Source organism: Nocardia sp. NPDC004415 (assembly GCF_053602435.1).
The window spans coordinates 89,481-102,651 of sequence record NZ_JBSGDP010000002.1 but is presented as its reverse complement, the minus strand read 5'-3'; the positions used below and the strand labels follow the sequence as shown (position 1 = coordinate 102,651).

Annotated in this window: 10 protein-coding genes; 3 read left to right on the top strand and 7 right to left on the bottom strand. The window is 68.0% G+C overall.

What is annotated here, in order from left to right; all coding sequences use genetic code 11:
• Nucleotides 1-6: 6 nt before the first annotated feature.
• On the top strand, nucleotides 7-552 hold the full coding sequence (locus ACWEMY_RS01615) for a dihydrofolate reductase family protein (RefSeq protein WP_452388425.1): 546 nt from the start codon (nucleotides 7-9) through the stop codon (nucleotides 550-552).
• Between the two features lie 30 nt (nucleotides 553-582).
• On the opposite strand, the gene ACWEMY_RS01610 is transcribed toward ACWEMY_RS01615, so the two are convergent.
• The 5 genes from ACWEMY_RS01610 to ACWEMY_RS01590 all read right to left on the bottom strand — a co-directional run bounded on the left by ACWEMY_RS01610 (nucleotide 583) and on the right by ACWEMY_RS01590 (nucleotide 3,666).
• Nucleotides 583-954: a hypothetical protein gene (locus ACWEMY_RS01610; protein ID WP_278260867.1), complete on the bottom strand. Its 372-nt coding sequence runs from the start codon at nucleotides 952-954 to the stop codon at nucleotides 583-585.
• Nucleotides 955-964: 10 nt separating this feature from the next.
• A complete protein-coding gene (locus tag ACWEMY_RS01605; RefSeq protein WP_452388424.1) occupies nucleotides 965-1,441 on the bottom strand; it encodes a roadblock/LC7 domain-containing protein in 477 nt (158 codons plus the stop codon).
• On the bottom strand, nucleotides 1,438-2,337 hold the full coding sequence (locus tag ACWEMY_RS01600; RefSeq protein WP_452388423.1) for a hypothetical protein: 900 nt from the start codon (nucleotides 2,335-2,337) through the stop codon (nucleotides 1,438-1,440). The genes ACWEMY_RS01605 and ACWEMY_RS01600 overlap by 4 nt, the downstream gene beginning before the upstream one ends.
• The gene (locus tag ACWEMY_RS01595) at nucleotides 2,334-2,687 is read right to left on the bottom strand and encodes a hypothetical protein (RefSeq protein ID WP_452388422.1); all 354 of its coding nucleotides are present in this window, start codon (nucleotides 2,685-2,687) and stop codon (nucleotides 2,334-2,336) included. The genes ACWEMY_RS01600 and ACWEMY_RS01595 overlap by 4 nt, the downstream gene beginning before the upstream one ends.
• A 334-nt stretch (nucleotides 2,688-3,021) precedes the next feature.
• On the bottom strand, nucleotides 3,022-3,666 hold the full coding sequence (locus ACWEMY_RS01590) for a tetratricopeptide repeat protein (protein ID WP_452388421.1): 645 nt from the start codon (nucleotides 3,664-3,666) through the stop codon (nucleotides 3,022-3,024).
• Between the two features lie 203 nt (nucleotides 3,667-3,869).
• Here ACWEMY_RS01590 and ACWEMY_RS01585 point away from each other — a divergent pair, with 203 nt between their 5' ends.
• A complete protein-coding gene (locus tag ACWEMY_RS01585; RefSeq protein WP_452388420.1) occupies nucleotides 3,870-5,078 on the top strand; it encodes a type II toxin-antitoxin system HipA family toxin in 1,209 nt (402 codons plus the stop codon).
• A gap of 89 nt (nucleotides 5,079-5,167) precedes the next feature.
• Nucleotides 5,168-6,088: an SMP-30/gluconolactonase/LRE family protein gene (locus ACWEMY_RS01580; RefSeq protein ID WP_452388419.1), complete on the top strand. Its 921-nt coding sequence runs from the start codon at nucleotides 5,168-5,170 to the stop codon at nucleotides 6,086-6,088.
• Nucleotides 6,089-6,145: 57 nt separating this feature from the next.
• Here the strand turns inward: ACWEMY_RS01580 and ACWEMY_RS01575 are convergent, their stop codons facing one another.
• Both ACWEMY_RS01575 and gltB read right to left on the bottom strand, forming a co-directional pair.
• Entirely contained in the window at nucleotides 6,146-7,615 is a 1,470-nt protein-coding gene (locus ACWEMY_RS01575; protein ID WP_452388418.1) for a glutamate synthase subunit beta, read from the bottom strand.
• The gene (gltB, locus tag ACWEMY_RS01570) at nucleotides 7,608-12,260 is read right to left on the bottom strand and encodes a glutamate synthase large subunit (RefSeq protein WP_452388417.1); all 4,653 of its coding nucleotides are present in this window, start codon (nucleotides 12,258-12,260) and stop codon (nucleotides 7,608-7,610) included. Before gltB ends, ACWEMY_RS01575 begins: the two co-directional genes overlap by 8 nt.
• Between the last annotated feature and the right edge of the window lie 911 nt (nucleotides 12,261-13,171).

Here is a 13,171-nt window from a genome sequence, read left to right as displayed (position 1 = left end):
GACATCATGGGCAAGATCGTTGTGGCGGAGTTCGTTTCGGCCGACGGAATCATCGAGAACCCCGCCTGGACCGCCCCGTACTGGAACGACGCCATCGGCGAGTTCAAGAACCCCGAGGTCTTCGACGCCGACGCGCTGCTGCTCGGCCGCGTCACCTACGAGGGTTTCGCCGCGGCCTGGCCCGCGCACCCCGAGGAAGGCGAATACAAGGACCGGATGAACTCCATGCCCAAGTTCGTCGCCACCTCCACCGGCTCCGAGCTGGACTGGAACGCCACCCGTATCGAGGGCGACCTGGCCGAGTCCATCGCGAAACTGCGCGCCGAGCACGACCTGCTCGTCTACGGCAGCGCCGCGCTGGTGGAGTTGCTGCGCGCGCACGATCTGGTCGACGAGTACCGGCTGGTGGTCTACCCGGTGTTCGTCGGCAAGGGCCTGCGGCTGTTCACCGATGTCGACGCCACGGCGGAGCTCGAGCTCACCAGCTCCGAGACCCTGGACAACGGCGTGCAGTTGAACGTCCTCACCGTCACCGGCCGCACGCCGGCCTGACGGTGAGGCGTTCGGCCGCGAGCGCTGGACTCACACCTCGAGGTCTTCCTCGATGCCCTTGAGGCGGTGGCGGGCCAGCGCCAGGTTGCCGCGCGCGCGGTCGAGCGCGAGGTAGAGGAACAGCCCTTTGGACTTGCGGCCCGTCATCGGCCGGATGATGTGGTACTGGGTACCCAGGGTGATGAGGATGTCCTCGATCTCCTCGTTGAGGCCCAGCTGCTCGATGGTCCGCATCTTCGCGCGGACCACCTCGGTGTTGCCCGCCGCGGCGATCTGCAGGTCCAATGCCTTGGTACTGCTGAGCATTCCGAGCGCCATGCCGGAGTTGTAGTCGACGATCGCGGCGCCGACCGCGCCGTCGATCACCATCATGTCCTTGAGTGCCAGATCGATATTCGACATGTCCTACCTTTCATTTGGTGTGCTTGCCCTGGTTGTTGCCAGAGATGTTCGCCGCCGCCAGGTGTTCGGCGATGGCGCGTGCGACCGGCCGCGACTCCAGGTGGAGCCGGCCGACGTTCACTTCCGGGCCCGCCAGCACGGTCAGCGCGGTGTAGCCGGCGGCGTAGATCACCACCTGCCCCTCGGTGCCGTGCACGACGACCTCGTTGAACCCGCCCCCGTGCGCCGTGGAGGCCAACCGGAACGACAGCGACAGCTGCGCGGCGGCCAGCGCCGCCATGCCCGCGGGTTCGATGTGCGGGGGCAGGTCGTGCTCGATGAGCAGGCCGTCGCTGGACGCCACGACCGACCCGGTGAGCCGGGGCACGCGCTCGCGCAGGGACTTCAATTCGGCCAGCACCGCCGCGTTCCGTTCGGGCACGGTCATCGCCACCTCGGTCACTTTCTTTCCCCTCCAATCACCGAGCAGTTTCTTCCGCACGGTCACGCAAGCTCCTCCAACGCCGCTTTGAGCCGGATGAGTAGGTCTCGGTCCACCGGTCGCCAGCGCTCGGGTTGGTAGGGCCGGACTCCGCGGTACCGGACGGACGCGACCGCTTCCTCGTCGAGCGCGTGCCTGCCCGGCCCGCCCGTCCCGGTGAGGGGACGCGCCGACCGCGGCGGGGCGGGTACCCGCCGCGGCAGTTCGGGGACACCGCTGGTCGGCAGGGGCAGGCGCTGCGGAGCCGGGTCCGGGACCAGGCCCAGATGGCGGCGTCGCACGACGGGTGCCTCGATCAGCCCGGCGGCGGTGAGGTCGCGCACGGCGACCAGGCAGCCGTAGGTGGTGCGGCCCAGGTCGCGGGCGATGTCGGCGATGCTGCGGCTGCTGTCGACGGCGGCGAGCACCTCGGCCTGACTGCCGGTGAGCGTCACCCGTTTCTGATCGGTGCGCCGGGCGGGAACCACCGGCTGCGAGGCGACCAGCTCCGCGGGCCACGGCCCGAATTCCGGATCACCGCGGCGGGCGCACTCGTGCACCACCGCGTGCGGTGCCACCCGGCAGACATTCGAGAGCCAATGTTCGGGCGCCGGAACGAATTCCGGTTCGGCGGGCGAGGAGAGCAGGAAATAGGCCGCGTCGTAGACCGACAGCACGGCCAGGGTCTCCAGGCGCGGCCCGTGCGGCAGCGCGTCGCGATCGCCGGCGCCCGCGCGCTGCCAGTCCTCGGCGGTGGCGACCCCTGCCTCGACCACGAGACGGTCCAGGCCGGGCGTGCGGCGACAACCCGCGGAGGTGATCGCGCCGTCCGCGAAATGGAATTCGCCGTCACCGGCGCGCAGCACACCGGTCGATCGCTGTTGTTCCAGCCGATGCAGTTCGTCGGCGAGCGCGACGCTCATCGTTGCCCACCCGTCAGTTCGTCGAGCGCCGAGCGCAGCTGGTAGCGCGCCATGCCCAGGTTGCCGGTGTCACCGTCGAAGACCACGTGCATGAACAACCGGCCGTCGAAATCCCCGTCGACGAGGTGCAGCAGGTGGAAACCCGAGGGGCGGCACACGACGATCTCGGAGATCTCGTCGTTGTCGCGGCTGCCGGACAGCGCCGTACAGCCGAGTGCGGCCCGCACCACCTCGGTGGTGCCCGCCGCGTCCTCGTGCTCGTCGACGATGCCGTGCGCCCCTGCCGCGGCAATCGCCAATCCGCTGGCCCCGTCCACCAGTGTCACGCTGCGCGCACCGGGAATATCCATGATGCGTTGCAAGCAGCCGTCGAGAGAATTCACACGCCCCGGCCCGTCATCGATCGGTTATCGAAACGAGACGCTATACCGCCCCGCAACCGCTCGCATCCTGAACGCCGGAAAATTGCTGTCCGGCAAAATGTTTGCTGGGGTTTGCTGGAAAACCGCTCGGTATCAATACTTTTGAGTAACTCAGGCCGTCATTCGCTACTCACCGGTGAACCCGAAGGTCAATCCCCCTTTTCGTGTGCCAGCGACCACCGCGCGAACTGGGGAATTGTCCACTTCGCAAACCTCGCCTTTGTGTGGACAGCCGAATTCCCCGGTCCGGACACGCGACGGGTCAGCCCGCGGCGCGCCGGTACCAGGACTCGGCTTCGCGGTGCGCGCCCTCGGATTCGAGCAGGGCGGCGAGATTGGCCATCGCGCGCGGATGGCCGAGATCAGCGGCGCGGCGGAAGCAGCGGCGGGCCTCTGTGGTGGCGCCGCGATCGCGCAGCAGCAGACCGAGATTGTTCATCGCGTCGATGTCGCCGTTGTCGGCGGCCTCGGCGTACCAGGACTCGGCCTCGTCGTAGTGATGGCGCTGTTCGTAGAGGCGGGCCAGGTTGTACATGGCGTCGAGATGGCCCGCGACGGCCGCGCGGTGGTACCAGGACTCCGCGTCGGCGCGATCGCCGTACTGGTAGAGCAGCGTCGCCAGGTTGTACATGGCGTTGCTGTTGCCGCCCGAAGCCGCGCGGCGGTACCAGGACTCGGCCTCCTCGATGTCACCGAGCTTGTCGAGCAGCACGGCGAGGTTGTTCATCGCCCGGGTGTGACCCGCCGCCGAGGCCTGCCGGAACCAGTATTCGGCGGCCTCGAAATCGCTGTGGTCGTAGTAGATGTTGGCCAGATTGTGCATGGCGGTACCGTCTCCGCGCTCGGCAGCGCGATGCAGGCTCGCCATCGTTCCCGGCGGCAACGGCACAGCTCCCCCTCGGATCACCGGTTACACCTCGACACGGAAAGTCTATGTGCTGCACCGGAGATCAGCCACGTCCTTCTTCCCGCCCCCGAAGCCCTTCCCGTGGAAGACTGTTCATCCCCCTACGCATCTCGCGGGCAAACCCGGTACCCCTCGCCGACCCCCTCGGCTAGCGTCGTGCCACGTCGGACGCCTGTTCGCCACCACCGCCCCGGAGGACACCCATGGCCGAACTGACCATCGACCTCTACGGCACCCCTGTGGGCACCCTCACCGGCTCCGCCCCCGATCACGACTTCGTCATCACCCCCGACGCCGCCGATCTCCGCGCCCCCGGCTCCCCCATCCTGTCGGCTGCCGTCCCCCTCACCACCACCCCCAACCGCTCCCACCGAGCCCGCAGGCAGAACTTCTTCCGCGAACTGCTCCCCGAGGGCCGTATGCGCACCCGCACCGCCGAACTGGCAGGCGTCGGCGCGCACGATGTCATCGGTCTGCTCCGCCGATACGGTGGCGATCTACCCGGCGCGGTCCAGATCCGCGACCCGGAAGACACCACCGAACCCGCACTGGAACCACTGACGACCGCCGAGGTCGCGACCATGCTGGCCACCGTCGAGGACCACCCACTCGGCAACCGCCCGCCCGACGGCAGAACATCCCTGGCCGGGGTGCAGGACAAGATCGCGCTGGCCCGAACGGCGAGGGGCTGGAACCGGGTTGTCGGCGGATCTCCGTCGACGCACATTCTCAAGCCCGCGTCGCCCACCGAGCCGACCACGATCTACGACGAGGAGTACGGCGCCCGATTCGTCCGGGCCGCCGGTCTGGCCGAATACCCCACCTGGACAACCGACTTCGACGGTGTGCCCGCGCTGGTGGTCGAACGGTTCGACCGGCTGGCCGACGGTTCCCGCCTGCATCAGGAGGACTTCAGTCAGGCGCTCGGCGCCTCGGGCGACCAGAAGTATCAGCGCTTCGGTGGACGCGTCACCATGGTGCGCATCGCGAACTGCCTCGGTGACCGCGACGCGCTCGAACGCCTGCTGCGGATGACCACCCTCGCGGTCGCGGTCGGCAATCTGGACATGCACGCGAAGAACATCGCGCTGCTCCACCGGCCCGACGGGTCGTCCACCCTCGCGCCCGCCTACGACTTCGTTCCGCAGACCCATCAGCGCAACGACGGGGAGATGGCGTTGTCGGTGGGTGGTGAGTATCGCCATCACGGCATCACCCGCGAGCATCTCGTGGCGGAGGGCACGTCCTGGGGACTCCCCGATGCGGCGGAGATCGTCGAGGCCACGCTGTCGACCGCGCTCACCACGGTGCGCGCCGAAAGTCCGCATCCGCGGGCACATCCCACGTTGCCTGAGGACATCACCCGCTTCACCACCAACTTGCTCGTGGGTCGTGCGGCCGGGCACGGCTAGCCGGTGATCGACCATGGCGGCGCGTACGCGGGTGTGGATCGTGGCTGTTCCAGCGTTGTGGGTGGGGGCGGTCGTTACGATCGGGACGCATGAGAACTCCGCGTCTTCTGCTGCTGCTCGTGACCGGGGCGACCGGTGCTTTCGTGCTTCCGTGCGCCGCTACGGTGTCGGCCGCGCCGCAGCAGTGTGTGCCGTGGAGCCAGGAGGTCGTCGCCGGTGGGTTCGGGGTGCTGGAGAATCTCGGGTTCGACGGGCGCGGGAATGTGCTGCTGTCCGAACAGGATCTGGGTGGCGGGCCGGGGGCCGTGCGGGCGTTGGGAACCGACGGCGTACGGACCACGATCGCCGATTCGGTCGACGGACCCGGCGGGATCGTGGTCACCGGTGGCACCGCGTACTTCACCACCGGGAACACCGCGTCGGCGGCCTTGGGCGGGCAGCACACGGGAACCATCGACTCGGTGGATCTCGCGACCGGCGCGCGGGCCACGGTGGCGCGCGGATTGCAGATGCCGAACGGGCTGGCGCGCTTGGCGAACGGTGATTTCGTGGTCAGCAAGGACATCGGCGCGGGCTCGATGACCAGGGTGCGCCCGGACGGCACGACCACCCCCTTCGCCCCGGCCCTCACCTCCACCAACGGCCTCGCCGTCGACGCACCCCGCGACCGGCTGATCGTCTCGACCACCTTCGACCCCACCACGGTGATCGCCGCCGTCGACACCACCCACCCGGACACCCCGATCACCCGCACCGAACTCCCCGGCTTCGGCCCACTGAACTCCGCCGACGACCTCACCGTCGACGCCGACGGCACCGCCTACGTCGCACTCAACGTGGCAGGCGCGGTCCAACAGGTCGACATCGACACCGGCCACTCCTGCCGCATCGCCGAGGGCCTGCCCCTGGTCTCCTCGGTCCGCTTCGGCACCGGCCCCGGCTGGGACCCGAACTCCCTCTACGCCACCAGCTTCCTCGGCACCCTCACCAAACTGACCCCACCCCGATAACGACGAAAGGCGCTCGCGGACCGGGTGGTCTGCGAGCGCCTTTCGGGTCTTACGGGATTACCGCTGGGCGACGGCGGTCGGCGGGATGGGTGCGGGGAGCGCGGTCTCGCCTTCCAGGTACTTGTCCACGGCCGAGGCGGCGGCGCGGCCTTCGGCGATGGCCCAGACGATCAGGGACTGGCCGCGGCCCATGTCGCCGGCGACGAAGACGCCGGGGATGTTGGTGGCCCAGTTCTTGTCGCGCTGGACGTTGCCGCGGCCGTCGTAGCCGACGCCGAGGTCGGTCAGCAGGCCGGGCTTCTGCGGGCCGACGAAGCCCATGGCCAGCAGGACCAGGTCGGCTTCGAGGGTGAAGTCGGTGCCTTCGACCTTCTCGAAGCGGCCGTTGGCCATCTTGACCTCGTGCGCCTCGAGACCGGTGACCTTGCCGTCCTTGCCGACGAAACGCTCGGTGTTCACCGAGAACACCCGCTCGCCGCCCTCTTCGTGCGCCGAGGAGACCCGGTACATGAGGGGGTAGGTCGGCCACGGGGTGGAACCGGCGCGCTCCTCCGGCGGACGCGGCATGATCTCGAACTGGTGGACGCTCTCGGCACCGTGGCGGTGCGAGGTGCCCAGGCAGTCGGCGCCGGTGTCGCCACCACCGATGATGACGACCTTCTTGCCCTTCGCGTGGATGGGCGGCAGGCCGTTCTCGTCGGTGATGTCGTCGCCGAGCTGCACGCGGTTGGCCAGCGGCAGGAACTCCATGGCCTGGTGGATGCCGTCGAGCTCGCGGCCCGGGATCGGCAGGTCGCGGGCGATGGTGGCACCACCGGCGAGCACGATCGCGTCGAACTGCTCGCGCAGCTGCTCGGCGGAGATGTCGACGCCCACGTTCACGCCGGTCTTGAAGATGGTGCCCTCGGCCTCCATCTGGGCGAGGCGACGGTCGATGACCGCCTTCTCCATCTTGAATTCCGGGATGCCGTAGCGCATCAGGCCGCCGATGCGGTCGTCGCGCTCGAACACGGTCACGGTGTGACCGGCCCGGGTGAGCTGCTGGGCGGCGGCCAGACCGGCCGGTCCCGAGCCGACGACGGCGATCTTCTTGCCGGTCAGCCTGGTCGGGTACACCGGGGTGACCCAGCCCTCGCCGAAGGCGTTCTCGATGAGCTCGACCTCGACCTGCTTGATGGTGACCGGCTGCTGGTTGATGCCGAGCACGCAGGACGCCTCACACGGAGCCGGGCACAGGCGGCCGGTGAACTCCGGGAAGTTGTTGGTGGCGTGCAGGCGGTCGATGCCCTCGCGCCAGCCACCCTTGTACACCAGGTCGTTCCACTCGGGGATCAGGTTCCCCAGCGGACAGCCGTTGTGACAGAAGGGGATACCGCAGTCCATGCAGCGGCTGGCCTGCTTCTGCAGGGTCTCGTGGGAGAACTTCTCCTCGTAGACCTCTTTCCAGTCCAGCAGTCGCAGCTCGACGGGGCGGCGGGCAGGCAGTTCCCGCGAGGTGTTCTTCAAAAAGCCTTGTGGGTCAGCCACGAGCCGCCTCCATGATCGCTGCGTCGACATCCTTGCCGCTCTTCTCGGCTTCGGAGATGGCGAGCAAAACCTTCTTGTATTCGCGGGGCATGACCTTCACGAAGTGGTTCACCTGCTGGGACCAATCGCTCAGGATGCGCTCGGCCACAGCCGATCCCGTTTCGTCGCGGTGGGTCGCGATGATGTCGCGCAACCAGGTGAAGTCGTCACCGGAGAGCTGCTCGATCGCCTCGGACTGATCCGGGTTGACCCGCTCGGGCAGGGTGCCCTCGGGGTCGTAGACGAACGCGACACCGCCGGACATACCGGCGCCGAGATTGCGGCCGGTACCGCCGAGGATGACCACCCGGCCACCGGTCATGTACTCGAGCGCGTGGTCACCCACACCCTCGACGACCGCGGTGGCACCGGAGTTGCGCACGCCGAAGCGCTCGCCCGCCACACCGTTGATCAGGATCCGGCCGCTGGTCGCGCCGAACATGATCACGTTGCCCGCGATGATGTTGTCCTCGGCGACGAAGCCCTCCGGCGCGGTGAGCGCCGGGCGGACCACGATGTGACCACCGGACAGACCCTTGCCGACGTAGTCGTTGGCGTCACCCTGCACGCGCAGCGTGATGCCGGCCGGGACGAACGCGCCGAAGCTGTTGCCCGCCGAACCGTTGAAGGTGATGTCGATGGTGTCGTCGGGCAGGCCCGCGCCACCGTAGAGCTTGGTCACCTCGTGGCCGAGCATGGTGCCGACCGTGCGGTTCACGTTGGTGATCTTGGTTTCGATCTTCACCGCCTGGCCACGCTCGAGCGCGGGGGCGCTCTGCGCGATCAGCTCGTTGTCCAGCGCCTTGTCCAGGCCGTGGTCCTGGGTGCCGGTGCAACGGGTGTCCTGGTTCATGAACGCCGTCTCCGGCATGTCCAGAATCGGCGACAGGTCCAGCTTGGCGGCCTTGAAGTGCGCCTTGGCCTTGGTGGTGTCGAGCAGGTCGACCCGGCCGACGGCCTCGTCGAGCGTGCGGAAGCCCAGCTCGGCGAGCAGCTCACGCACCTCCTCGGCGATGAACAGCATGAAGTTCTCGACGAACTCCGGCTTGCCGGAGAAGCGCTCGCGCAGCACCGGGTTCTGGGTGGCGATGCCGACCGGACAGGTGTCGAGGTGGCACACGCGCATCATGATGCAGCCCGAGACGACCAGCGGCGCGGTCGCGAAACCGAACTCCTCGGCGCCGAGCAGGGCGGCGATCATCACGTCGCGGCCGGTCTTCATCTGACCGTCGACCTGGACGACGATGCGGTCGCGCAGGCCGTTGAGCAGCAGGGTCTGCTGGGTCTCGGCCAGGCCGAGCTCCCAGGGGCCGCCCGCGTGCTTGAGCGAGGTCAGCGGCGAGGCGCCGGTGCCGCCGTCGTGGCCCGAGATGAGCACGACGTCGGCGTGCGCCTTGGACACACCGGTGGCGACGGTGCCGACACCCGGCTCCGCGACAAGTTTCACGTGAATCCGCGCCTGCGGGTTCGCGTTCTTCAGGTCGTGGATCAGCTGGGCCAGATCCTCGATCGAGTAGATGTCGTGGTGCGGGGGCGGGGAGATCAGGCCGACGCCCGGCGTGGAGTGCCGCACCTCGGCGACCCACGGGTACACCTTGTGCGCGGGCAGCTGGCCGCCCTCGCCCGGCTTGGCACCCTGGGCCATCTTGATCTGGATGTCGGTGGCGTTGGTCAGGTAGTGCGCGGTGACGCCGAAGCGACCCGACGCGACCTGCTTGATCGCCGACCGGCGCCAGTCGCCGTTCTCCTCGACCTCGAAGCGAGCGGGGCTCTCGCCGCCCTCACCGGAGTTCGAGCGCGCGCCGAGCCGGTTCATCGCGATGGCGAGGGTCTCGTGCGACTCCGCCGAGATGGAGCCGTAGCTCATCGCGCCGGTGGAGAAACGCTTGACGATCTCGCTGGCCGGCTCGACCTCGTCGATCGAGATCGACTCGCGGGCGCTGGTCTTGAACTTGAACAGACCGCGCAGCGCCGCCAGTCGCTCGGACTGGTCGTCGACGAGCTTGGTGTACTCCTTGAAGACCGAGTACTGCCCCGAGCGGGTCGCGTGCTGCAACTTGAACACGGTGTCGGGGTTGAACAGGTGGTACTCGCCCTCGCGACGCCACTGGTACTCGCCGCCGACCTCGAGCTCGCGGTGCGCGCGCTCGTTGCGGTTCTCCAGGAACGCCACGCGGTGCCGGGCGGCCACCTCGGCGGCGATCTCGTCGAGACCGATGCCGTCCAGCGGCGAGCGCAGGCCGGTGAAGTACTCGTCGACCAGGTCCTGGGCCAGGCCGATGACCTGGTAGAGCTGGGCGCCGTTGTAGGAGGCCAGGGTGGAGATGCCCATCTTCGACATCACCTTGAGCACGCCGTTGCTGGCCGCGGTGCAGTAGTTCGCGACGGCCTTGCGGAAGTCGGCGGTGCGGTCACCGGTGCTGCCGGGGATCGCCAGCGAGCCGCGCTCGAGCATGTCCTCGATGGTCTCGAAGGCCATGTACGGGTTGATCGCGGCGGCGCCGAAGCCCACCAGCATGGCCATGTGGTGCACCTCGCGGGCGTCACCGGCCTCGACGACCAGGCCGACCATGGTGCGGGTGCGCTCGCGCACCAGGTGGTGGTGCACCGAGGAGGTGAGCAGCAGCGACGGGATCGGCGCCAGCTTCTCGTTGGACTCGCGGTCGGACAGCACGATGATCCGCGCGCCGCCGTCGATCGCGGCCGAGACCTGGGTGTTGATCGCGGTCAGCGCCGCGCGCATGCCCGCGCCGCCCTCGGCGACCGGGTACAGGCCACGCACGACCACCGAACGCAGGCCGGGGTGGCTGCCGTCGTCGTTGATGTGGACCAGCTTGGCCAGCTCGTCGTTGTCCAGGATCGGCTGCTCGAGCGCGATCTGCTTGCAGGACTCCGGGCCGGGGTGCAGCAGGTCGGCCTCGGGACCGATGTTGCGCTTGAGGCTGGTGACGACCTTCTCGCGGATGGCGTCCAGCGGCGGGTTGGTGACCTGCGCGAACAGCTGCGAGAAGTAGTCGAACAGCAGGCGCGAGCGGTTCGACAGCACCGCGATCGGGGTGTCGGTACCCATCGAGCCCAGTGCCTCGCCGCCGGTCTTGGCCATCGGCGTGATCAGCAGGTTCAGGTCCTCGGTGGTGTAGCCGAAGATCTGCTGACGGATCAGCACGCGGTCGTGCGACATGTGCACGTGCGGGCGGTCGGGCAGGTCGGCCAGGCGGCTGACGCCCTCGTCGAGCCACTGCTGGTACGGCTGCGCCGCGGCCAGCTCGCCCTTGATCTCGGCGTCGGTGAGGATGCGGCCCTGCTCGGTGTCGACCAGGAACATCTTGCCCGGCTGCAGGCGGATCTTCTGGACCACGGTGGCCGGATCGATGTCGAGTACGCCGACCTCCGAGGCCAGCACGACCAGGCCGTCCTCGGTGACCCAGATGCGACCGGGGCGCAGGCCGTTGCGGTCGAGCACGGCGCCGATCTTCGTGCCGTCGGAGAAGCAGACGGCGGCGGGGCCGTCCCAGGGCTCCATCAGCATCGAGTGGTACTCGTAGAACGCCCGCAGCTGCGGGTCCATGCTCTCGTTGCGTTCCCACGCCTCGGGAATCATCATCATGACGGCGTGGTGCAGGTCGCGACCGCCCAGGTGCAGCAGCTCGAGCACCTCGTCGAAACGGGCGGTGTCGCTGGCACCCGGGGTACAGACGGGGAAGATCTTCTCCAGACGGTTCTTGCCCGCCTCGTCCTTGCCGAACACGTCCGAACGCAGCAGCGCCTCACGCGCGCGCATCCAGTTCTCGTTGCCGGTGACGGTGTTGATCTCACCGTTGTGGGCGACCCGGCGGAACGGGTGCGCCAGCGGCCACGAGGGGAAGGTGTTGGTGGAGAAGCGCGAGTGCACGATGCCGATGGCCGACTCGACGCGCTCGTCCTGCAGGTCCAGGTAGAACGCGCGCAGCTGCGGCGTGGTGAACATGCCCTTGTAGATGAAGGTCTCGCCGGACAGGCTCGGGAAGTACACCGACTCCTTGCCGACCGCGCCCTCGCCCGAGCCGGACTTGCCCAGCTCGTGCTCGATCCGCTTGCGGATCACGTAGGCGCGACGCTCCAGGTCCATGCCGGAGAGCTGCTCGGCCGAGTTCTTCGGCGAGCCGATGAAGATCTGCCGGAAGGTGGGCATGGCGTCGCGCGCCAGCGCACCCAGCGAGGACTCCTCGATCGGCACCTCGCGCCAGCCGAGCACGGCCAGGCCCTCTTCGACGACGATCTTCTCGACGCCGTAGGCGGCACGCGCGGCTTCGCGACGGGCCTGCGGCAGGAAGGCGATACCGGAGGCGTAGGAGCCGACCGGGGGCAGCTCGAAGTCGACCACAGCGCGGAAGAACTTGTCCGGGAGCTGGATCAGGATGCCCGCGCCGTCACCGGAGTTCGGCTCTGCGCCCGCGGCACCGCGGTGCTCCAGGTTCAGCAGCGCCGTGATGGCCTTGTCGACGATGTCGCGACTGCGTCGTCCGTGCATGTCGGCGACGAACGCGACGCCGCAGGCGTCGTGCTCGAATGCCGGATCGTAGAGCCCGGTGACACCGGGTGACCTGTGGCCAGGAAGTTGCGTCATGCCTCTGCCTTCAAGAAAGTCGGCTGTCGATGAATCGGCCGCCCGTTGGATTGGGCCCTATCGTCGTTTCGCCTCCGTCAAGACTGCGTCCGTACGATCCGAAAACCAGCTACGGTGATGGTTTGCGGCGTGCAGTCACGTCTCCAGTTGTCCACCCGCTTCGTTGACGTAGTGGGTGCTCAGAGGTAACGGAACGTTGACACGTTCCTCACCTCCGCGCGGGTTTCACCCGCTACTGTTGGCCCGGTTTCACCGGACCCCGAACAGGTGGTTGTGCCGAACAGGGGTGTGCTCGGCGTAAGAGCAAACGATAAGTCAGACCGTGAGCCCAACCAACTAAGGTTGTGCTAATAACCTTGTCTAGCTGGGGTTTGTAACGGCGGCTTGCTTCGTCGCGCGCGTCGTCCAGTGTAAAGCAGAGCGGGTGCTGAATCGATCCCGGACAACCCGTGCCGACCTGCGCGAACACTGTGGGCGAGCAGGCCCGAAACAGCCACCGGCACCGGGCCGAAAGCTGAACTCACCTGCACCGCAGCAGATTTCCCTTTACTCCTGGACGCCAAACCTGGGACCTCCGCTAACCGGGGTAGGTCACGGTGAGATATATCCGACAGCGCCTTCGACATGCGGGGTAGTCATCCAACCGTTCGGTCTGTATTTCTGAGATGTGCCGCAGCACACTCCTGGCTAACGATTTCGGAGTGTCGTTCGCCACATCGGGCCGGTATCAGACCGTCCGGTATGGCTCGCCAGGCTCGACACGCCGAGGTGGACGCGACGAAGCGCGGGCGCCGCGATGTATCAAATGTCCAGTTGTGAGGCTGACCACAAAGAGGCCGTCGGCGCTCGGTGTGGCGGGTCGGGGCCTGTCACGCTGGCACAACGAATCCATGACAGTTTCGCCATGCCAT

Excerpts from the sequence above, each read along its gene's own strand:
- ACWEMY_RS01615 (WP_452388425.1), top strand. The coding sequence starts at position 7 with ATGGGCAAGATCGTTGTGGCGGAGTTCGTTTCGGCCGACGGAATCATC.
- ACWEMY_RS01610 (WP_278260867.1), bottom strand. The coding sequence starts at position 954 with ATGTCGAATATCGATCTGGCACTCAAGGACATGATGGTGATCGACGGC.
- ACWEMY_RS01600 (WP_452388423.1), bottom strand. The coding sequence starts at position 2,337 with ATGAGCGTCGCGCTCGCCGACGAACTGCATCGGCTGGAACAACAGCGA.
- ACWEMY_RS01595 (WP_452388422.1), bottom strand. The coding sequence starts at position 2,687 with ATGGATATTCCCGGTGCGCGCAGCGTGACACTGGTGGACGGGGCCAGC.
- ACWEMY_RS01585 (WP_452388420.1), top strand. The coding sequence starts at position 3,870 with ATGGCCGAACTGACCATCGACCTCTACGGCACCCCTGTGGGCACCCTC.
- ACWEMY_RS01580 (WP_452388419.1), top strand. The coding sequence starts at position 5,168 with ATGAGAACTCCGCGTCTTCTGCTGCTGCTCGTGACCGGGGCGACCGGT.
- gltB (WP_452388417.1), bottom strand. The coding sequence starts at position 12,260 with ATGACGCAACTTCCTGGCCACAGGTCACCCGGTGTCACCGGGCTCTAC.